The sequence below is a fragment of the Paenibacillus sp. FSL R5-0713 genome (assembly GCF_037973325.1).
Lineage (GTDB): Bacteria > Bacillota > Bacilli > Paenibacillales > Paenibacillaceae > Paenibacillus.
The window spans coordinates 5022615-5046750 of the sequence record NZ_CP150229.1 but is presented as its reverse complement, the minus strand read 5'-3'; the positions used below and the strand labels follow the sequence as shown (position 1 = coordinate 5046750).

General features: G+C 47.4%; 11 protein-coding genes and 1 pseudogene. 11 read left to right on the top strand and 1 reads right to left on the bottom strand.

Annotated elements, in window-relative coordinates:
* The first annotated feature begins 89 nt into the window (after positions 1–89).
* The 10 genes and pseudogenes from MKZ12_RS22475 (at position 90) to MKZ12_RS22430 (ending at position 17502) form a co-directional block, all read left to right on the top strand.
* Complete coding sequence (locus MKZ12_RS22475) at positions 90–1322, top strand: MFS transporter (RefSeq protein WP_339256823.1); 1233 nt, start codon at positions 90–92, stop codon at positions 1320–1322.
* Positions 1323–1401: 79 nt separating this feature from the next.
* Positions 1402–2724 carry an LLM class flavin-dependent oxidoreductase gene (locus tag MKZ12_RS22470; RefSeq protein WP_339256821.1) on the top strand — a complete coding sequence of 441 codons (1323 nt, stop codon included), beginning with the start codon at positions 1402–1404 and terminating at the stop codon, positions 2722–2724.
* Positions 2725–2856: 132 nt separating this feature from the next.
* The gene (locus MKZ12_RS22465; RefSeq protein ID WP_339256819.1) at positions 2857–3684 is read left to right on the top strand and encodes a sugar phosphate isomerase/epimerase family protein; all 828 of its coding nucleotides are present in this window, start codon (positions 2857–2859) and stop codon (positions 3682–3684) included.
* A 179-nt stretch (positions 3685–3863) separates the two neighbouring features.
* Positions 3864–5351: a dockerin type I domain-containing protein gene (locus tag MKZ12_RS22460; RefSeq protein WP_339256818.1), complete on the top strand. Its 1488-nt coding sequence runs from the start codon at positions 3864–3866 to the stop codon at positions 5349–5351.
* Between the two features lie 21 nt (positions 5352–5372).
* Entirely contained in the window at positions 5373–7754 is a 2382-nt protein-coding gene (locus MKZ12_RS22455) for an S-layer homology domain-containing protein (RefSeq protein WP_339256816.1), read from the top strand.
* 191 nt (positions 7755–7945) lie between these two features.
* Positions 7946–10978, top strand: coding sequence for a histidine kinase (locus tag MKZ12_RS22450; protein ID WP_339256814.1), 3033 nt, complete (start codon positions 7946–7948; stop codon positions 10976–10978).
* An 18-nt stretch (positions 10979–10996) separates the two neighbouring features.
* Positions 10997–12151 (top strand): response regulator, encoded by a 1155-nt coding sequence (locus MKZ12_RS22445; protein WP_339256812.1) that lies wholly within the window; start codon positions 10997–10999, stop codon positions 12149–12151.
* Between the two features lie 122 nt (positions 12152–12273).
* Positions 12274–12700: pseudogene (gene pstB, locus MKZ12_RS22440) on the top strand (phosphate ABC transporter ATP-binding protein); the annotation flags it as partial.
* A gap of 220 nt (positions 12701–12920) precedes the next feature.
* On the top strand, positions 12921–13427 hold the full coding sequence (locus MKZ12_RS22435) for a hypothetical protein (protein ID WP_339256810.1): 507 nt from the start codon (positions 12921–12923) through the stop codon (positions 13425–13427).
* Positions 13428–13962: 535 nt separating this feature from the next.
* On the top strand, positions 13963–17502 hold the full coding sequence (locus MKZ12_RS22430) for an S-layer homology domain-containing protein (RefSeq protein WP_339256808.1): 3540 nt from the start codon (positions 13963–13965) through the stop codon (positions 17500–17502).
* Between the two features lie 103 nt (positions 17503–17605).
* Here MKZ12_RS22430 and MKZ12_RS22425 read toward each other — a convergent pair whose 3' ends face one another.
* Positions 17606–22942, bottom strand: a complete 5337-nt coding sequence (locus MKZ12_RS22425; protein WP_339256806.1) for a hypothetical protein — start codon at positions 22940–22942, stop codon at positions 17606–17608.
* 219 nt (positions 22943–23161) lie between these two features.
* Between MKZ12_RS22425 and MKZ12_RS22420 the strand changes: the two genes are divergently transcribed.
* Positions 23162–24109: a YafY family protein gene (locus tag MKZ12_RS22420; RefSeq protein WP_339256805.1), complete on the top strand. Its 948-nt coding sequence runs from the start codon at positions 23162–23164 to the stop codon at positions 24107–24109.
* Positions 24110–24136 lie beyond the last annotated feature (27 nt).

The window sequence follows — 24136 nt, the reverse complement described above, 5'->3', positions numbered from 1 at the left end:
TTTTCTATTATACTTTCCGATGACGGCACCTTAATATGGATAATAACCTACTTTTTATATAGGAATTATATAGTATGGAGAATGACAAGATGCCACAATGGAAGCGAAATCTGTATATTCTGTGGTTCGGCCTGTTTTTCAATCATATGGCGTATTCGCTGTCCGTTCCGTTCTTTCCTATATTCCTGCAAAATGATCTCGGTATCCAGAGCGGCCTGGAGGCTTGGTCTGGTATTTCGATCTCCATCAGCTTTCTGATCAGTGGATTATGCGCACCCTTTTGGGGATCACTAGCTGATCGATATGGCAGTAAACTGATGCTCGTCCGCTCGGGAGTTGGGCTAGGCATTGCACACATGGCTAACTTCTTTGTTTACGATCCATATGCGTTTATCGCAGTGAGGGTCTTTCAAGGTCTTATGGCTGGTTTTCATCCCGCCTCGATTACACTGATCGGCACCAATACTCCGGAGAAACATGTGGGTTACGCACTTGGCGTGATCTCCACGGCCAGCGCCGCGGGCGGAATTCTTGGTCCTCTTGCCGGTGGTGTGTTGAGTCACTGGATCGGACTGCGAGGGTGTTTCATTGCATCGGCTGTGATTACATTGATTGCCGCTCTGATGGTCCTCGGTGTTAAGGAGTCACGGCAAGCTCGTACGGTGGTTCCGACGAAGATCATAGGGGACTTGAAAAGAGCGGCTTCCACACCCGGGTTGATGCGAATCTACGGTTTGATTCTGCTGGTTTCAACGTCTGTACTCATCATTGAACCGGTGCTGACACTCTATGTCGTCCAGATTGGCGGAGATATCGGCAGTGCAACACTTAGTGCAGGTATTGTCTTCTCGGCGATTGGTGTGGCAACTGTCATTATGGGACCGCGATGGGGGAAGATTGGTGGCAGGATCGGATACGAGAAAACCCTGTTTATCGGTCTGATTGGCGGCGGAATTGGCAGTCTGCTGCAAATGACAGCAACGAATCTGATTTATTTTGGCAGCCTGCGATTCGTCTATGGTCTGTTCTTTGCCGCGGTTTATCCGGCGCTTAATGCGCTGATTATCAAGTATGCTGATCACGACTTTCGTGGGAGGGCTGTCAGTCTGAGTCAGACGGCGAGTCAGTTCGGTATTGTACTCGGACCGATAATTGGTGGTTTTCTGGGTGGATGGATCGGCATTCCGTTTATTTTTCTCTTCACAGGGATTGTGCTGCTGGGAGCGGCTTGGGCAGTGCGGGTAAGTGATGTGAAACAGGCAGGTAAACCCGGATTAAGAATGACAATAGCAGAAGCGGGCGGAAACAGCATAAAGAAATGACAAAACGACGCAACAACTCTAAGAGATAAAAGGATATTCGAACGGAATGATCATCACTACAACATGGGGAGGAATATATATGTCGCAACGACAATTGAAATTGGGAGCCAATCTGAACGGAGTGGGTAACAGTATATCCTTTTGGCGTCACCCGGATATTCCCACTAACGCGAGTGTTAGTCTGGAATTCTATAAGAAGCAGGTGCGTATCGCGGAAAAAGGCAAGTTCGATCTGCTCTTTATTGCAGATGGCCTCTTCATCAACGAGAAGTCCAATCCTCATTTTCTCAATCGCTTTGAACCTCTGACACTTCTATCCGCACTCGCCGGGGCAACTTCCCATATCGGGCTGGTTGCTACATTGTCTACTTCCTATAGTGAACCGTTCACGGTTGCGCGGCAATTTGCCTCACTGGATCAATTAAGCGGTGGGAGAGCCGGATGGAATGTGGTCACTTCACCTCTGGAAGGATCGGCACTGAACTTTGGCAAAGGCGAACATCCAAACCATGCGCTGCGCTACGAAATTGCAGAAGAACATCTGAATGTGGTCAAAGGCCTTTGGGATTCCTGGGAGGAAGATGCCTTTATCGGAGATAAGGAACAGGGCGTATTCTTCGACCCTGCCAAGCTGCATACGCTGAATCACAAAGGAAAGCACTTCTCCGTGCAGGGTCCCCTTAATGTGGGACGTTCGAAGCAGGGTCATCCGGTGATTTTCCAGGCGGGCTCATCCGAATCTGGCAAAGATCTGGCTGCCCGCTCGGCAGATGCCGTCTATACAGGACATGAGACGCTGGAGGAGGCAAGGGAGTTCTACCGGGATGTGAAGGCAAGAGCAGTGGCGTATGGACGTCAGGCAACGGATATCCTGATCTTCCCGGGCATCGGCCCCATTGTGGGTAGAACAGCGGAAGAGGCTGAGCAGAAGTATCAGGAGATTGCCGAACTGGTGAGTATGGATCAGGCGCTGAATTATCTGGGGCGTTACTTCGATCATTACGACTTCTCCCAGTTTCCGTTGGACGAACCTTTCCCCGAGATTGGGGAGATCGGCAGCAACAGCTTCCGCAGTACAACAGACAAGATTAAGCAGCAGGCACGCGAACAGGAGCTGACCTTGCGTCAAGTAGCATTGCTGGCGTCTACCCCGCGTACATCGTTCATTGGTACACCGGATCAGATCGCAGATCAGATTCAGGAATGGTTTGAAGGCGAAGCGGCAGACGGATTCAATGTTCGTACCGTGGTGCCCAATGGCTTGGAAGATTTCGTGGAGCTAGTTGTTCCGGTTCTGCAAAAACGAGGGCTGTTCCGCACGGAGTATGAGCATGAGACGCTAAGGGAGAATCTGGGACTTGAGATTCCGCGTAACCGGTATACGTTAGAAAGTGTAAGATAGAAAAGATAGAGCGGTAATGACGTTAATTTAACGTTGTTGCTGCTCTTTTTGATGGTTTCTTTTTGAGAGAGTACTGTTATTATAAAATGATAAACAAGCTGCAATCCAGACGAGTCATAGGAGGAGATTGGCATGATTAGAGGGTTAACGAATGCGGGACTGGGCAACATCGAGTCTGATGAACAATATATCATAGAGGCGGCCAAGTATGGTTTCGGATCTGTAGATTTGAATCCGCTCTCATTGATTGAAACGTATGGCAAGGAGCGGGCGCAACATATAGTGGATAGCAATCAGGTCATTATCGGTTCATCGGGTCTGACGGTGGAGTGGCGGACAACAGATGAGCAATTCCGTGAGGGATTACAATCGTTGGTTGCGATGGCTGAAGCTTCTGCTTCGCTGAATTGTTATAGCTGTTGTACGTATATTTTACCCTCAACGGATCAGCCAGCAGCGCAATTTATGGCGGCAGCTACGAAACGCTTGAGACTCTGCGCAGATATTCTGGACGCTTACGGGATTAAGTTAGGGCTGGAGTTTGTTGGTTGCCATCACTTGCGGACGCAATGGAAGAATCCGTTTATCTGGCGTGTGGAAGATACGCTGGACTGGATTGAAACCATTCATGCGCCTAACGTAGGCTTGCTTGTAGATTCCTATCACTGGCATACGAATGGTCTACCCATGGAAGATCTGTTGAAGCTGAAGAAAGAGCAGATTGTTCATGTGCATATCAACGATGCCTATGATTTGCCGATCGAGCAATTGAAGGATGGAGAACGCTTGTATCCTGGGGAAGGTGTAATAGATCTGAAAGGTTTTCTGACAAATCTGAAGGTTATTGGCTACAACGGTGTCGTGGCTCAGGAGGTGTTGGCACCTGCATCAGAAATGGATGTAGAGGCGCGGTTTGCCAAGTCGAAAGCAGGCTTTGAGCAGGTATTTGCAGATTTCTAATTCATGCTGAGGGAAAAGGAATGAAAGAGAACGACTGGATTAAACGGGCATCCGTTTGGTCTGGTCGTTTTTTGGTATGCCTGTATTCGGCATCCAAACATGTTTCTGTTCAGTGATTGTTAAGAGCTACTTGTTATATTGCTAATGAACATAATCAGAAGTTTTAAGGAGGAGACGGTTTGAGTCTACACACTAAAAGGGGTGCAAGAGTCAACAGAAAACGATGGAGTGTGCTTGCTCTTGTCATTACATTACTCATAAGCGTGGGTTTCCCATCTTCATCGGCCCTGGCTGCAACAGAGTCCATTTCAGTAAGTCAACCTACAGACATTGAGTTCTATAAGACGGCTGATGGTGAAACAGAGATGCTGATCGCAGACAGCGGCAACAATCGGGTTCTTCGGGCTACAGCGGAAGGCGAAGTGCTGTCGACCATGGATGTCCCGCATCTGACGGCAGTCACTATGGGAAGCGACGGACTGATCTATGCTGCTGCATCAGGCGCAACAGCACAAGTGCATATTTTTAATCCTGATGGTACCGTACACGCGCCCGCTATAGATCTTATGCGTACACTTTCCCTAGATAGCGGATATTCAGATGCGGATAAGCAACCTTATATCCGAAATATAATTATGTACAAAAGGGACGCTTATTCTTATGTGGAACTGATGTATAGCCTCTACAGTACTTCAACGAGATCTGTCATATTAAGTAGCATTTCGTTGGATACTTTGAGATGGACAGGAAGTTCGGGTGGGGGATACACCGAATACTCTAGCGTAATTCTTGGAGATGGAAATCAGAAATGGTATACACATATGAGCGGAGTTAATCTCTACCCCTTCATCAGTATAATAAATTCAACAGACAAGCTTGGAGACCTTACGTTAGATTCAGTGAACAAACAAGTATACGTCGTGAGTGAGAACCAGATCATGCATGCAGGTTACGAAGGTTTTGTTTATCCCGATCGCCCTGTACTGAGTACGTGGGTGAGTGGGAACGAGTCATATCCGATTGACCTCAATAATCAAATTGCCTTCGGACCGGAAGACGAAGTATATATGGCTGATACGGCCAGAAACCGGATTGTTGTATTCAGTACAGACGGAACCTCTGCTCGTACTCTGGGTCTCAGCCAGGATAATACGCCTAAACCGGCTGCTGGTACATTTTCCAAAACAGTTAAACAAGGGCTGCCAGTAAGCTTTACGTCTGCGGATTTTGAAAGTAATTATGCTGATCCAGAGACTCGGCCCATGACTGATATTCGTATCTCCTCTTTGCCTGACAACGGCAAATTGCAGCTGAACGGCGTTGATGTCGTGAAGGATCAGGTTATTCCTGTAGCAGAGTTGAACACATTGGCCTTTGTTCCTGGTTCAGCTTTTACAGGGATCAAGACAACATTTGGCTGGCAGGCCAAGAATGGAACTGTCTTTTCGGATAGCGTGGATGTCACGATCATGTTGCGAATCAAAGGGGATGCCAATGGAGACGGTGTAATCACACCGGCAGACGCCTTATTGGTCAATAAATATATCAAAGGTTTAATCACGTTAACACCAGGTCAGATTGAAGCGTTGGACATGAATGATGATGGTGTACTCGATGCGAAGGATTCAGCGCTGATTATGGGCGTTTACTTGGGAATTAATTCATAATATTAGAAGGGAGTGACTATCTTGCCAAACCAAAAGGGGCATTTAATTTCTGTAAAATCCAAACGATCCATGAAGGCGCTTCTGACTATGCTGCTCACGGTTTCCATGATCTTTTCGTGGCTTCCTCAGGCACAGGCCAGTGTAGATCCTGTCATTCATATCGGAGAAGTATCTGGCAAACCAGGAGATATCGTCGAAGTGCCTGTGTCTTATGATTCGAAAGGCTCAGCATTTGCTTTTTATCACTCTGAGCTGTCCTTTGCCTACGATTCAGCTGTGCTTGAACTCGTGGAAGGGGACGAGGTTGTAAACCAGCAGGCTTATGAAAAATATCAGGGATTAAATTTAACCAAAGATACCTCTGCTTCCGGTTACATTGAAGTGTCTATGATGACTCAACAATTCATCGATGAATCTACGGAGTTGTATTCCCTTCATTTTAAGATTAAGGAAAATGCGGTTATCGGTCCAAGCTTAGTAACCCTGCAAACGGGCGTATGGACAGGGGATATTGATCCGGTTCAAGTGACCGGGCAAGTTGGACAAGTCATTGTGCTTGAAGATGTAAAGCCAGTCGGGAATGGAACTGTTGGCATTGGATCAGCACAAGGAAAAGCAGGTGAAAAGGTAACGCTATCGGTCGATACGGTGTCACTTGATCAACCAATCGGCTCTTACGGGGTACGATTGAAGTTCAATCCCGCAGCCATGCGGGTTACTGATGTTACAGGTAACAGAACGGGAATACAGTATAACGTGAATAATGAAACAGGATCACTCATCGTAGGCTGGAGTGATGAGGATGGCGGGCTCAGTCCCATTCCGGCATCCGAGAGCCCGCAGGAGTTGTTTAACATCGAATTCACGATGGCTTCCGATGTTATTGCAGGAGAGTATCCGGTCCAGGTTGTCGACACGGCCCTGCCTGAACACTTTACGGTGACGGATGCTGATGCAATTGAGATGAACAAGCAGATTGTACCAGGCAAAATCACAGTCGTGGGCTCACCGGTTACACCAACAACCCCATCCAATCCGGGTTCGTCCGGTTCAGGAAGTTCATCCGGTGGTTCGTCAACACCATCACCGTCTGCAAGCACTTCCGAGAAGATCACCGTAGATGTGACCAATGAACGGAACACGAATGCCGTTGTTTCAGAAACGATTATTGAAAGAACAACAGGGGCAGATGGACGCAAAAAAGACGAGGTGAATCTGACGGCCGAGCAGACTTCTCGTGCAATTGAAACCCTGAAGAAGGCAGGTTCGACTATTGCCCGGATCATGATTCCGGATGAGAAGGACGAGGTATCTGAACTGAACGTGAAGCTGCCTGCCAAGTCTACTGCACTAATGGCAGACGAGAAGATGAATCTGTATATTGAAACGGATAACGCATCTCTGCAACTTCCGGCGAAATCTTTGCAAGGACTGGACTCGGACGTATTTTTCCACCTTGTTCCGATCAAGGATGCCGCAGGGCGTGAGGTAGTAGAGCAGCGAATTAAGAAGGATCCATTAATTGTAGAACAGCCAATCAATACCTCCGACTTCCGTTTAATAGGTCGTCCAATGACCATTGAGACAAATATGAGCAGTCGTCCGGTGACAGTAGTGCTACCGATCAGGGATACGAACCTGACACAGAAGGAACTGCACAAGCTGCAAGTATTTATTGAACATAGCGATGGGACCAAGGAACTCGTTAAGGGTAAACTTGTTAAGTTTAATGGAACAGACCAACCGGGAATTGAGTTTGAAGTCACCAAGTTCAGCACATTTTCCATTATTCTCATGAATGGCAGCCAATCCTCAGCGTACATTCAAGGTTATGCCGACGGTACATTCAGACCGAATCAGGCGGTTCAACGTGCCGAAATGGCTGCATTGCTATCTCGCGTATTACCTTCAGACAGCGAGGAAGCTACGCTCAGTTCATCGTATCGGGATATGCCTGTTGCGGAGTGGGCCCGCGATGCCATTACAAAGGCGACAGCAGCAGGTTATATGCGTGGTAATGCTGCGGGTGATTTCATGCCAGGGCGCTCTATCACACGTGCCGAGATGGCTGTCATCATCGAGCGGATTTTGACAATTCAAGAGTCAGCTGCCGATGTCAATACAGAAGCATCTGAAGCAACAGCAGCTTTGTCAAGCGAAGCCACGGATATTACACTGCACTGGGCCCGAGAGGCGGTTCAACATGTATTGGCAACGGGAGTCATGCGTGTGTCGCAAGACGGAGCATTCCGTCCGAACGATGCTGTGACGCGAGCAGAGGCCGTTACCTTGCTGAATCGTTTGGTGAAGATTGAGCCTGATCTGTCCGGTGCATCCAGATGGAAGGATGTATCTGCAGATCACTGGGCTTATGGCGCGATCCAGGCTGCATCCCAGAATTAAAAAGTAGATTGCTGATCCTGCTCTTCCCTGTCTTCAGTTGGGGAAGTGCAGGATCAGATGAAATCCAGGAGGCATCTGCGGATGCCTTTTTTTCATCGTTATATGGTAGTTATCAAAAAGGATGGACAGCTTCAGGTGCGAGTGGGAAAATAACGCTATGTTGCAAGATAGACGTTACTGGAGAAAGAGAGATGACAGTCATCAGAACGGATCGATTTATGTTAGGGATCGGACTCATGACCCTGCTGATTGCGCTAGTGGTAACATGGCAGATCTCAGGTGGACACGAAAAGCCTGTGGCCAGACAGGGCATTCTGGACTTGGCAGGTATGAAGTGGACGAGCCAATCCGTCATTCCACTGGATGGAGAGTGGGAGTTCTATCCGGAACAGTTACTCTCCCCCCAGCAGATTCATACCACGCACAATAAACCTGTCATGATGCAAGTGCCAGGTAATTGGGACGACGAGAGAAACAACCAGGGCTATCCGATGAAAGGCAAAAGTTATGGAACCTACCGCTTGATTGTGCAAAACGTGCCGCAAGGTGAGCTGCTGGCCATTGCCAAACGTTATGTTCGTTTTGCGGATGCAATGTATGTGGATGGCAAGTTGATGAGTCGTTCCGGTCAGCCGGGAACCTCTGCCGCATCGTACGTCCCGCGCAATGAACCTTATACGATCTATTTTTACCCTGAACGTACAGAGATTGAAGTTGTGCTGCAAGTAGCCAATTTTGATTTCCGCAGTGGTGGCATCTATAACTCAATGGATCTGGGACCAGGCAGTCACATGGAAACAAGAACGATCATTCAATCCGGACTTGAGCTATTGATTATAGGGATTGTGGTGATTTTGGGATTGTTGTTTCTGTATCTGTATATCCGTCTGCATCGGGATGGAAATCAGCTGTTGTATGCGCTGTTCTTCATCGGTTTTGCATTGACGGTTGTGACTAACGGGGAGCGTTTGCTGTTACAGTTGCTGCCGGACATTCCTTTTGAGTTGGCGTATAAATTGAAATACATGTCGGTATACGGAGTGTCTGTGATTGTCAGCATGATTACCTGGAGACTTACTCCCGATCTCGCGCCCGTGTTAAAAAGGTGGCTTCAGGTACCCAGCATGGTACTGACTGTCTATCTGGCATTTATTGCGCTGGCACCATTTCGTGTCTATTCCTATATCCAGGAGAGTATGTACGCTATTAATCTGTGTGCCTATGCAGTGGCTTTCATGGTTATTATACATCAGTATGTTCGGGCAAGGTACGGTAACCGGAGTCGCTCCCAGGCGCAATTGCTTATCATCTGCATCTGGCTTATGCTGATCAACTATGTGCTTGGAATCATTGTTACATGGTACCCGATCAGTCAGGTGCTGCTAAACTGTACAACGCTTGTGATTTTGTGTGCCTTTGCCATGTTGCTGATCTATCAATACACGCAGGCATATGATTCGATGCAGCAACTTACGCATCAACTTCAACTGTCGGACAAAGCCAAGGATGAGTTCTTGCTTCTCACTTCGCATGAGTTAAATTCGCCGCTCCATAGCATTATTCATCTGTCCCGCTCCCTTCTCACAACGTCACTGAGACGCACCAATGAATTGGAAATTCAGGGCAAGCTTCAGCTTATTCGCAATACGGCGTACCGAATGTCCAATCTGGTCAATGATCTGATTGATATATCACGATTCAGGGATGGCAGCATAAAACTCTCCATGGGAAGCGTTGATCTGGTATCCTGCCTTTCACTGGTTACGGAAGTGCTGGGATTTTTGGCTTCTGGCAAAGGAATTGTTATGATTCGCAGACTGGAGCCTGAAGCACGTTATGTCATGGCGGATGAGAGTCGGCTGCTGCAAGTGCTGTATAACCTGGTCTACCACATGATGGGACAACATCATAATGGGAAACTGGTACTGGCGTGCGAAAGGCATCTGGATCATGTGCGAATTACTCTTTATCTGGAAGCTGATTCGGATCGGAGTACTCTGCAAAGTCAGGGTGTAGACCCTGGTCTACAGCAAGGGGATGAGATTGCTGCGGGGGTTGCTGTTGCAGCGGAAATGGTCAGTGCAATGAGAGGGAAACTCGTGGTGAACGATGAAGCAGCATTAATCATGATTGAGCTTCCTCACGCAGTTAGCACCAACAAGCCCGATATGGCCGAGGTAGCCGCAACGCAGGAGACTGATGTGAAGGAGGAGAAAAAGGTGGGAAGCGTGATTTCAGCCCACGTATTAATTGCGACATCTGATCTTGTGGATATGGAACAATTGAATACATTGCTTGCTACAGAAGGCTTTCATCTGAGCTTCGCTGACTCTGATGTCAAGGTTCGGACTGCTCTGGCTGGTGGGAAGTTGCCCGATCTTGTGATTGTCGACGCGATGTTGCCTGAGGTGACCGGGTATGAGCTGTGCAAACAGGTTCGGATGGAGTTCAGTCAGGTAGATTTACCAATTCTGTTTATTAACATGCGCAGTACACCAGCAGATATTGAGGCATGCATTCAGGCCGGCGGTAATGATTTTATTACCCGTCCACTGGATGCTGGCGAAATTCTTGTCCGAATACATACCTTGCTTGGCATGAAGCAACTGGTGAAAGAGGCGGCGAGTAACGAGATGGCCTTTTTACGTTCACAAATCAAGCCGCACTTTCTGTATAATGCGTTAGGCACCATTATGTCGTTATGTTTTACGGATGGGCCGAGAGCCGGAGAATTGCTAGGCAGCTTCAGTCGTTATTTGCGTATACTCTTCCATCTGGATAACACGGAGGAGTTGATTCCGCTTAGTAAAGAGATGGAGTTAATTCGAGCCTATGTGGAGATAGAGCAGGAGCGATTCGGTTCACGGCTTCAGGTTAAACTGGACGTGGACAGCTCGTTATATTCCTGTAAAGTCATGCCGCTCCTGATTGAACCGCTGGTGGAAAACGCCATTCGTCATGGCGTATCCAAGAAGATTGACGGCGGAACCGTTCGCTTGACCATTCGAAGATATGAGGATAGCGTTCAAGTGGTGGTTGAGGATGATGGTGTGGGCATGTCTGGTAAGCAGGTTGCCTTTATTATGAATAGAAGTCATACAGAACAAGGTATTGGCCTGCAAAATGTACAGAGACGATTGAAACATATGAACGGACAAGCACCTGTGATTCAGAGTGAACAAGGTCTGGGCACCAAGGTTACCATTAAATTTCCATATCAATAATACAGAGGGGGAGAGACCGTGTTGCAGGCCTATTTGGTGGACGATGAGCCGCATGCGCTGAATATGCTGGAGATGTTTCTAACTCGAACGGGAGAAGTCGCCATTGCTGGGCGTTCGGTGAATGGATTCGAGGCACTGGAGGCACTTCAGCATACACGACCGGATATCTGGTTCCTCGATATTGAGATGCCGGGCATGAGCGGATTGGAGCTTGCAGCGAATATCCATGAGGTCGAACCGGATGCCGTCATTGTATTTACAACGGCTTATGATCATTATGCTGTCTCTGCTTTTGAACATGAGGCTCTGGATTATCTGCTCAAACCGATTGAGATGGGCCGATTGTCCAAAACCATTGACAGACTGCTGAAGGATAAGGGAAACGCGACTAAGTCATCTGAAGCGGAACCAGCATGGCAATCTTCGGGGAACAGCAGTGAGTCAAATCAATTATTTGTACAAATGTTGGGGAATTTTCGTGTCACGCCTACGAATGGTGAAATGGTCATGTGGCGTACAGCGAAGGAGAAGGAACTGTTTGCGTATTTGCTATTGCATGACCCGATCACCGGTGTTGTTCACCGGGATCGCATTATTGACCATCTGTGGCCTGATGAGCGTTACGAAAAGGCCAAAATCTATATGCATACCTGTGTGAGTCTGCTGAGGAAAAACCTGAAGAAGTTGGGCATGGAGCAGATGGTCAGCTACAGGAATGAACATTACATGCTGGACAAAAAGCGAATCCGTGCTGATGTATATGATGTACTGGAACTTGTGCTTCGAATGCAACGCGAGGAAGATGTTCCACTGGCTCAAATGGAGCGGACTTTACATATGTATCAGGATGAACTGCTTCCGCAGGAAGATTATTTCTGGATGTCTGAACTTAGCCAGAAGATCGAGCGCGGTGCATTGGAACTGATGCTGAAGCTGTCCGAGAAGTACCTGGAACTGCATAACGACAAGAAGGCAGCAGAAGCAGCGGAACGTGCCATGCGGCATTCCCCTTATGAAGAAGAAGCGTATCGTTGTGCCATGCAAGCATATTTGTCCATGGGCAATCATGACCATGTCTTACGTATCTATCGCGATCTTGAAGAACGTTTAAGTGAGTTGCATATTCGTCCTTCTTCAGTGAGCACACGATTATATGAGCAGATTAAAGCTTGAAGTGTTAAGGAGTAGCTGCAATGATTCGACTCCTATAATTACAACGTAATAAGTTATTTTTACTATGAACGTGGAAGTTAAGGGGGATGAGGCAGACAAGCTCTCATATGGATGATACATGCAGCATATTAGACAACAGGCACGGCATGAATGACCGGATACCCGACACACGGATTGAGGGTAAAGTTGCCGTAGGAGGATCCGATATCTACAGTGGTGAAGTTCATGTGGAGACCCTTGGTAAGAAGATCGGCATGGTCTTCCAGCAACCGAATCTTTTTCCAAAATCCATCTATGATCACGTGACCTTTGGCCCCAAACAGCATGGATCCCCTCTCTACCTTCAAGCTTGAGGAGCTGACGCATGAATTGAAGGAGCGTTATACCATTGTGATGGTGACGCATAACATGCAGCAAGCCGCTCGCGTATCCCAGCAGAGCGTGTTCTTCCTAAACGGCGAAGTGGTGGAGTGTTCTGCTACTCAGAGCATGTTCGCTGAGCCAGTGGATGTACGTATACAGGATTATATTAGTGGCCGGTTTGGTTGAATGTTTTATCGTTGAGAAGTGTGAAAGTCTTTCAGATCTGATCTGAAAGACTGTTTGCTGTTTTACAGACGTATGTATCTGGTTGAAACACGGAAAATGAACTAAGAATGATTTTTGTTATACTGTGATTGAATTGTTAGAATTCCATATTTTTGATATTATCAGTTACATCGGTCAACAGCATAATACCGAAGTTTTTAGTAGATAAGGAGTACATAAGATGAAATTTTTATTTGAATTAATGTTATCCATGCTTCTGTTAACGAATGGCGCAAGTGGTGAACCGATTACCAAAGAAGAAATTCATAGTTATCTCAAAATGCATCATTTGAAATACGCAGAAGTCAAAATCGTGAATGATCAATCGGCACTTTTGGTTAGTGTAAAAGGGGAAGATGCCAAAGCGTCCATACTTACCAAATCACCCAAGAACAAGCTTGTCATGCAACCAAATCAGTATGTATGGAAAGAAGATGAGGAAGGGATTTCAGTCCAGAAATTAGGGGATTATCTCTGTGTCGTTATTCACGATAGAGCAGTGCCTCATGATATGGATTTTGTGAATATTATATACACGGACGAAAATTGGATCGAGAGGAAGGACCGTTATTATTTTAATGGAAAGCAAGCGCTTGTTATTCCAATACCCATTCAACAAAAATACCTTGTTGTAGCCATTTATGGTAATGATGGTTTTATCCATGATATGAGCAAACACTTACCGTAGGAAATTTAATAATGGAAGTAGGTTCATCAATCACACCTTTAATCTTACAAACAACTTGCACCCAGTTCACAAAAGTAAAGATGTAAAGGCTGCAACAAAATCGCACCCACCCAAAGTACCTGCGGCTTCAGGACATATCATGCCTGTGGTTCGTGGGTGCTTTTTCTATACTCGGCGTATGCGTAACCCTGATCTTTTTACAAAAACCACTATGTTCTCCGCTTGATGATTCCGCCTATGTCAATTCTCCTCCTAATGATCCACAGCAGTGGTGGAACTTTCCTGAATCGTGAACAATCTCTGAATTTTGCATCACCTCCTAATTGCTGCGTTATCCCTAGATTCACTCCCCCAATATGGAGCAGTATAGAGTATAACTTCGTTAGGATAAGTTAGAAAAACCTTTAACGGAATATGAAAGAATACAGCCATATGTAAAATTTTAAATACATGCTTTCAGGTCGTTGACCCTGCCCCCAAAAGTCTCTTATATTTACTCCCGACACAACAACTCAGAACGGGTGGTGGGATGATTTTGTTCATTCATAAAGGCAAGAAAATGCTCGCTATGCTTACACTTATACCCTTGGCTACAGGGATGGTCATGGGAGCTTTCCCTGCTGCGATAACATATGCAGATGCAGGAGACAACACACCAATCAACAGCCAGGCAACAGGTTCTTGGCAAACGGGAGATTTGCATGTACATACGTTTGAGTCCGATGATGCACAGGTTTCACTGGAGGACGTGCTTGATGCTGGTTTAACCAAATATGGGCTGGACTGGATCGCGCTTACGGATCACTTGCGGTTATCCAAGCGAGATCACAATGGGAACGACATTTCGGATGGACCAATACCCATGTCCCAAGGAATGAATGAATATCAGGTACCACAGATCAAGGCACTTCAGGATGCAGGCAAATACACAGGTAAAACGATCTTTTCCGGTTTCGAATGGGACATGCCTACACATGAACACGTTGGAGTGGGGATTCTCACGGATGAGCCGAACTCAACCGAAGCGCTGAACGCTGCCAAGGAATTCGAGTACCGTTTCACGAATCGGGCAGCGAACCTGTTTAATGCGGCAGACGTAGCGAATTGGGATCAGAACGGGGGGCGTGCCTACACGACTCATCAGGATGCCTTAACCGCCATCAATTGGCTCGCGACCAACTATCCAATGACAAGTTATGCGATGATCAACCACCCTTCACGGGGCAAAAACAAATATACCATCGCGGACTTCCGTGATTTCAACGATTTGGCTCCACAAGTGGTATTCGGTATCGAAGGCATGCTCGGCAATCAGATGGAACCGGATCGTGGTGGGTACAACACAAGCTACAATGTAGCTAATCCGACCGCTGATGATGGATACAAATACCGTACATATGGCGGCGTAGACTACATGGTCGCCAAGGTTGGCGGATTATGGGATGCATTGCTTGGAGAAGGACGTCATTTCTGGAACTATGGCAATTCGGACTACCATTTCAAGACGATTGGCACGAATTCCAGTGGTTATTTTCCGGGCGAATATGCCAAGACGTATTCCTGGGTTGAGGGTACAGGGATGCAGGCTGTTCTGGATGGACTGCGTTCGGGGAAATCATTTTCCGTATTCGGTGACCTGATTAATGCACTGGACTTCACGGCATCCGGAGCGGGTAATCAGGTTGAGATGGGCGAAGACCTTAATGTTACCCAAGGTGATGAAGTAGAGCTGAAGATTCGCTTCAAGAGTCCCGCGACGAGTAACAACTATGAAAATCCAATCAACAATGGTGCGTCCGCCGGACAAGTACCCGTTGTGGATCACGTTGATCTCATCGCCGGAGATGTGACAGCCAAGGCTGAGAAGGGTACAGCCGCATATACCAAAGACACCAATGACTCTACCCAAGTACTGGCTACTTTCACGTCCAACGATTGGACGACAGATGCCGAAGGCTATAATGTCATCACGTACAAGATCCAAGCTGCAGACCAGGACAAGTATTTCCGCCTGCGCGGGACGAATCTGGGCATGAACGTGACAGGTGAGACTGTCAATGGCGAACCGCAGCTTGATCCGAAAAATACGACTGCGGATGCAACCACCCGTTTTAATCAAATTAATGAGAGCAACTACCGCGACCTGTGGTTCTACTCCAACCCAATTTTCATGAGTGCCACACCTTATAGTGATGCACAGGCGGTAACCGATACAATTCAAGCAATCGATTTGGGTGATCTGAGCGCGGTCCATTCCGATCTTACCCTTCCTGTTGAAGGAAAGCATGGTGCAACCATTAGTTGGTCCAGCTCCAACCCGGAACGAATGAATAACGAAGGCAAGCTGCTAACACAACCTGACAATAATGAGCGATTGGAACTGACGGCAACTGTGCAGCGTGGCACGGAATCTCAAAACAAAACGTTCACTGTCATTGTGGAAGGTACGAATAATCAGGCGCTGGTGTTGAAAAGCAACATGACTACCGCTGACGGTCAGCCATATTACACGGATACATGGACGAACCAGTCCGTAACAGTTAGTGTAACCGGCGCAGTATACGCACCTGCTACTTCTGCGATCATCGAGTTGTCTCGTGATGGAGGGCAGACATACGAACCATATACAGGGAATACGCCTTTGGAGATAACGGAGCCGGGGGAGCACAACCTTTTATTCCGGGCAACCGATGATCTGGAACAAACGTATACTTTACCTCTGGTCATTAAAATGGACCGTGAGATTCCCGTCATCAGCTTGCAAGGTAGCAGCCAGATGACGCTGAACGTGGGAGATACGTACAACGAGCCTGGAGCACAGGCTTCTGATAATGTCGGCATCCGTGGTTCCGTGCATGTGGATGGCACGGTGAACACACAAGCAGCAGGAATCTACACCCTTCGGTATAACGTGAAGGATATCGCTGGTAATGCAGCACAGGAAGTTATCCGTACCGTGACTGTACAAGCCCGCTCAGGCAATAGTGGCGGGGGTTCAGGTGGAGGCAATGGAGGCAACTCTGGTGGGAATTCAGGGGGAAGTACACCAAGTGTGCCAACCACGCCTATCGTTCCAACCTCACCAACGAACCCTGAAACGGGATCAGACTCATCCACTGAAGTGAAGGTTGAGGTGGAAGCGAATCAGCCAGTTCAAGCCGGTTTGAAAGACATCGTACAATTCAACGCTCCAGCGGGAGCCATTGGTTCCAAGGATACGTTGCAAGTGTCCTTGGTGGCCAAGGACAAGTTGCAGAAGACAGCTTCCCTGAATGTACTTGGACAAGCTGTACAGATTAGTCGCAGTGGCGGAAGAACATTGAATGACCAGGCCGTATTGAGCTTGAAAGTGGATTCGACAGAACTGCCGAATGGCACCCAACCTGCAATCTACTATTATAATGAAGCTCGTCAGAGCTGGGTATTTATCGGTGGCAAAACGAATGCAGCAGGAAACATAACGACCAATGTGAATCATCTGGGTACATTCGTTGTGTCAAGCTATATACCAGTGAATCTGCCTGACCTGAATGGACACTGGGCTTCCGACTACGCAGATCGCTTGTTGGGCATGAACGTGATTCAAGGTTACACAGATGGAACATTCCAACCATCGAAGAAGATTACCCGGGCAGAGTTTGTTACGTTGCTCAGTAAGGCGCTGGCATTGAAGTCTGTCGAGTCGGATACAACGTTTGCAGATCAAGGTAATCTGCCCGACTGGGCGAAAAGAGACATAACCGCAGCCATGCAAGCTGGAATCGTGAAAGGTTACGGCGATAACACATTTAAGCCCGATCGGACGATTACCCGTGCTGAGATGGCAGTCATGATGGCGAATGCACTAAAAGCAAGTTCGGAGGCACAAGCCGGAATGTCTGGCAATACATCCGTTAAACCAAGTTTTAATGATGCATCGCAGACGCCGTCTTGGGCACAGGAAGCACTGGATGCAGCGGTGCAGGCGAAGATTGTTAGCGGATATACGGACCATACGGTTCGTGCAGGCAGTGAAACGACTCGAGCGGAAGCTGTGACGATGATCTACAAACTGCTTTTGGCGCTTCACGTGTAACTGCAAAGTATTTAATGAAAATAAACGAAGGTCATCCTGACAAGGATGGCCTTTGTTTATTTTGCATGTGGACAGGTTATGAAAAGTCTGCTCTCAGCGCAGCTTATTCTTCCTGTTCTATAATCTCCACATCGGTTTTATTGGAGGCTAGGAAAGAAGGAAGCAGACTGCCATCGGGCAGTGCAATGTTAAAATGTAATAACGCCTGATTAAGCAATCGACAGTGTTCAGGTATGCTGTGCACCAGCACATTAAATTGAATGTCTACCGTCCCTCCTGGGGCGATTGTCCCCAGTGAAAGTCCCTTCACAACGTCTCCATCGGGTAGGAGCTGTCCGTTAACCACCACGCTGCCAGCAATAAAGGTGGACTCCGCTTGGAGTACATCTTTCAGAATGACATCTATCGCTGGCAATGAGCTTGCGTTATGAATCAAAATTTTGTAACGGAGATGAGAATGGACTTCGACCTCAGATTTGTTTGCACTTTTGACAATGGTGAGCTGTGGCAAACGACTCGGAATAACCACTGTTTCGGATTGGAGTGACCCAACTGTTGCTTGACCCTGAGCTTGAAATTTGGCTGTAAACTGATTAAGGATACTTCCGTTTACGGGCTGGTTAATGACGATAACCTCAAACGTAATACTTGCGCTATGCCCCGGCTGAAGGGATGCAATGAAAATACCCGCGGCTGGATGAGCTCCAGCAACCAGTTGTCCGTCCAACCTTACACTACCCTCAACGAATCGGGTTCCAGTCGGAATTGGGTCGGTAATCGTAACCTGAACGATTGGTTTTCCCGTATTGGTAACGACGATCTGGTATGTGATGGTGTCGCCCACAACAACTGAAGTTTTATCTGCTGTTTTTTGAAGGGTAATCTGTGTTGGCGAAGTGGCGGTTACGAGTACGTTGACGGGATTGGATTGGAGTGTAAAAATTGTCTGTCCCAACGTATAGCGAAGGTTCGCCTGATTTGTAATTAGTGAAAGCGTAGTGTTTGCGTTTACTCTGACTTGGAAGGACAACACGGTGGTGCCTCCTGGCGGAATAATGCCGAGATTGATTCCGGCCGCAGGGTTTCCCAACGGTGCCGCTACTCCGTTAACGACTACACTGCCCGTTACCAATGATGTTCCTTGAGGAACAGGATCGGTTAATACAACCGAACTTATGAGTGATCGGTTATTATTGCGTATAAGGAGGCTATAAGTAATGACATCACCAAGTAAGGCATCAGGTCTGTTCGCCGTTTTGTTAATAGATACATTGGGATTGTTTACGTAAAGGATAATGGAATTCGATTGTGAGTTGTCCGTTAGTGTTCTTCCGTCTGCGGTAAGGAAAGTAAAGCTTGCAGTCGCTTGATTTATAATCTCCAAACTTGGAGGTATGGAGGTAAGGGTCACCGAGAATGCGACTTCCATTTGCTGCCCCGGAGCAATCGTTCCCAATGGAATGCCAGTAACAGGGTTGGCTGAGGGTAAAGGGTTGCCATTGGATACGACACTTCCCTGCACAAAAGTCGTATTGGCTGACAATATATCGAACAAGGTCACTTGAGCTGGAACTGGACCTGAATTACGGACAGTAAACAGGTACTGAACCGTATCTCCAATCTGTACATTTTGAGTACTTGCCGCTTTGACTATGGTGATGATCGGGAGATCTACAGGTGTTGTCACTGCATTGGACTCCACGGTATCTGTGAAATCTCCTGTGGTGAATCGGACTTGCGCCTGATTGGTTACAAGGACAGGCATAGGCTCGTTAATAACACTATCATTAACTATGACTTGAAAAGTGACGGCTACTGAGTCATTTTGCAGGATCGAACTGATCGTTATGCCTGTAGACGGATCGGCGTCAGGGGTAACGGTGCCATCTACAGTAACACTTCCTGGAACAAATGTGGTACCGACCGGGATCGGATCCGTAAGCAAAACATCGGTAATGGGCGTCGATACATTGTTTTCGATCAAAATCGTATAAGTGATTGTTTCCCCTATCTGAACATGCTGGGCAGGTGTTGATTTCAATACGGATATAATATTCTCAGCCGTAACCGGGATGGAGACGATATTGGATAATACGCTGTCACTGAGAATGCGACCATCTGGCAGAATGGCAATATAGTCAGCTCTGGTTTGATTGTTCAGTACAGGCGGATCAGGAAGCGAAGTGATTGCAGCCTGAAATGTGACATTTACAGGGAATTCACGAGATATCGTGCCCAGAATAACGCCTGTCACTGGATTGGTCCCGCTCCATCGATTCCCGTTAATGAATATACTGTTCTGCACAAACGTCTCTCCCGGCGGGAGTGGGTCAAACAATATGACATCTGCATTCAGATTCCCCGTATTGGTGATGAGTAGAGAGTACGTAATGGTGTCTCCCACAACCGCAATTGATTCGGAGGCGGATTTCTCGATATTTATAATTGGACTATATACGGGGATAGTTACTATATTGGACAAGTTCTCTAAAGTGGTTGTTCCGACAGTAAATTGGATGGTTGCCTGATCTGTCAAGTAAAAAGGATTGGGCAGAGGTACGGGTAGATCGGTAACGCTGACCTGGAAGGTAATGATAACCTGACTATTGCCAGGAATGCTGCCGACATTAATACCAGCAGAAGGATCGGCTCCCGGAATGACCGTCCCATTCAAGGTTACACTATCTGGAACAAGCTCGGAGCCGGCCGAGATCGAGTCCGTAAGGAGGATGTCATTAACCGTGAAGCTTTCAATATTATCGATAACGATGGTGTAAGTGATCACATCTCCGTCCACAGCATCAATAACATCAGCGCTTTTAGTTACAATCGGGTCAACAGTGGATATTGGTATGATGATTTCATTGGAAGGGGAACTTCCCGAAATGACACGTCCATCCGGTGGATTAAATGTATAGTCCGTCGTTGCCTGATTCGATAGTTGCTGATTGGCAGGCAGTGTATTCACGATAATCTGAAATGTAATAAACAGGGATTCCCCTGGAGCCAGCGTTCCTAAAGGAATACCTACATTTGGATCAGCCGCAGGCAATGGAATGCCATTGGATATCACGGTCCCCGGTACAAAGGCGGCATCTGGCGGGATTATATCCGTCAGTGTCGCGTCTGCAGCGATATTGCCGGAATTCGTGACATTGAATTGGAACGTTAACGTTTGACCAACGGCTGCAAAGGTAGGATCGGAGCTTTTGGTTGTTGTAATGATAGGCTGATATACGGGTATGATTAAAGGATCCGAGAAAGATGCTTGCTCGAACGGGCCGCTCGTAAACGTAACCTGTGCCTGATCAGCAAGCTCGGGCGGATCGGGTAAAAAAATAACATTAGTGCTGAATGTGACGGTCACAGACACGCCGGGACCAATGGTTCCAAGGCTTACCCCTGTAACCGGATCTGCTGTGGGCTGAACGATTCCATCAATGGTTACACTGCCAGGAATAAATGCCGATCCGATTGGAATGGCATCTGCAAATACAACGTTGTTAATCGGATCAGTATCTGAATTGGTGATAACTACGGTGTAGGTTAGTGTATCTCCTATAACAGCATCAGTGGCACTTGCTGTTTTGGTAACACTGACCAGCGGAGTGGATACAGTCACGGTTACGATGTTGGAAACAGATGTGTCTGTGATCACACGCCCATCAGGCAGTTGGGAGGTATAGTTGACAGTCCCCTGGTTCGTTAAGTCGAATCCCCGAAACAGCCCAGACACCAGTACCTGGAATGTGACAGTTACCGTATCACCAATGGCGACATTTCCAACGTTGATACCAGAAACGGGATCATCTGTCGGCTGTACAGTGCCATTAACCGTAACGCTCCCTGGTACAAAGCTGGAACCTTCCGGAATCGGGTCCGTTACGGTGCTGATTGCATCAATATTTCCGACATTTGTTACGACCAGTGTATATGTCACTGTGCTGCCAACTAGAGCATTGGCTGTATCTGCGCTTTTCTCAATCGTGATGTCCGGTTGAAAGACAGGGACAGTGACCGCATTGGACGGAGCCTCATTGGAGATGATGGGGCCATCCGGAACAGTAGGTGCTGTATAACCGACTTTTGCTTGGTCAAACAGACGAGGTGGTGTAGGCAATGAGGTCACCTGCACCTGAAATGTAACGATAACCGAGCTGCCGGCCGGAAGTGAGCCGACAAAAATTCCGGTTAGGGGCTCCGTTCCCGGCTGTGATACCCCATTAATGGTAACTGTGTCGGGTATAAAGGAGCTTCCCGCAGGAATGTTGTCGAACACCACCACATCCGTAGCGTCCGAAACGGAAGTATTTTCCACAAGCACCGAATACGTAATCGTATCTCCGACAATTGCATTCTGTTCACTCGCGGTCTTCGTGGCAGTAATCACAGGGGTATTAATATTGATCTGCAGGGCAAAGGAATCAACCAAGTATCCGTCGCCCGAAGTTGTTAAACGCAGTAAAGCGGAAGTTTGGGTGTTCACAAGTGTAGTACTGACATCCACGTTAGTAATGTCCCATCCTTGTCGTCCGCCCACAATATTCGTCCCAGGCGTACCGTTGATCTGATTCCGGTTGCCGAAGGTGCCTGTGGTGTCCAATGCCCCGGTATCTCCGTTAATCTGGGAGGCGAAGAAATTCGTTGCGAAATTGTTCGGACCGGATAATGCCCTTAGATTGGAGACGGTGGGACCAAACAAAGCCTGATCTCCCGTTTTGTTCGCATCTCCCTCTTGAGCTCCGAGTAAGGCTCTGCCAGCCAGAGGGCCAGAAAATGGTGTTGCAAAGCCCTCAATCGGTGTAGTAACCGGGCCTGATGTCGAAAGAATAACTTCGGCACCTACCCGAATCGAAAGGTTCCGCAGGGGCAAGGCTGGATTGCGGTAAACCACGCCAAGTGTCCAGCCTGCATGATTCGACGTCGGATCAGGAATGGACAACGTCCCGACTACGCCACCTGTCACATATGTACCTGCCCCACCAGCTCGAATTAAATCCGTTACGTCCGATGATCTTACGTAAGCGAAGGTTCTTGGAAATCCAGATGCCGTTGAAAGTAGAACTTCTCTAGCTGTGGCTGGATCGGGAGAGACGGTGGTTACACCGACGGGTGTGGTCAGAATGACGTCTTTGTTAATAAAAGCCGAATTGTTCTCCTGATTATCAATGAATGTTCCACCCCAGATTAGTTCCGCATAGAGAACAGTACTTCCCACAGGCAGATTGAGAACAGCAGCTGAGCTGTTGTTCTGAAATACGTTGGTGGTTCCAGGTGGATAGGAGCCGAACTGTACGTTGGGATCCGTGATGATGTACCCTCCAATACTGTCCACCGTACCGGGAACACCCACCGTATTGGACCGGCTTAGCCCCAGCGTATTTCCTGTAAAAGTTATAGCCCCGGTATCATTGATTACGTATCTTTCAATGAAAGCCACTGTATTTCACATCCTTTATCATAAATTCACTCTAATCAATATATTGGGGGCGAAAAAAATTATGAGGAAGTACGGGCTTAATGTTGAGCAGGAACGGAAATTTGTGATTTTTTGTGTTTTCGCTATCTTGAATTCTGCCAGTTCTCAGCAGAAGTTAAGAGGACAAGTTATTGTGATAGAATAAGTTATCTGGATGATGAAACGGTGGGGGCTTGGAACATGAACAAAACGGAGCGGCAGCTTGCAATTACGCTTGAATTGCAGCGAAGAAAGATGTTAAGAGCAGAAGATTTAGCGGCTCAATTCGAGACAAGTGTACGTACGATATATCGAGATATCCAGGCATTAAGTGAAGCTGGCGTTCCGATCATGGGAGCCCCGGGTCATGGGTATTCCTTGATGGAAGGATATTTTCTGCCCCCGGTAAGCTTCAGCGCAGAAGAAGCGGTATCCCTGCTTATGGGAGCTGATTTTATTGAACAGAGATTGGATACGGAATACGCGATGCAGGCTAAATCGGCTCAACGGAAAATTGAAGCCATCTTACCTGAATCCGTTCGTAACGAGTCCACACGTGTCCGGGAAACGATGCGAACGCTTCATACGCTTGAACCCTTAACTCGAGTGAGGGTGAAGACATACCTTAACCAGATTCGTAATGCCATTTTGGAGCAACGGAAGATCAGCTTTATGTACCTGAAGAAAATGCCGGGAGCGGATGGCACTCGGTATAACATGCGTGAGGTTTCCCCTTATGGACTCTCGCTTGTCCAGGAGAATTGGGTATTGATTGCACGTTGTGATCTAAGGCAAGACATTCGTCATTTTCGTTTGTCACGCATGACTGAACTTTCAGAGCTGGAGGAACACTTCCATTTGCCGCCAGATTTTGATCTGAACAGTTATCGACCTCCTGACGACCGTAACGAACACGTATTAATTCGGGCTAAACCTGAGATTGCTGACAAAATTATGGAGGCCCTTCATTTCTATATGGATGCATTTGAGGAGGAAGAGGATGGTGTGATTTTTCATTTTCGTGTCCGCCATCCGGAGGAAATATTACATTATTTGCTTGGCTGGGGTGGGGATATCGAGGTCTTGGAGCCGGGTTCTTTACGCTTTCGAATGCAGGAAGTCGCCAAAAACATCTTAAAACACTACTGACACACACCTGTCAGTAGTGTTTTTTTA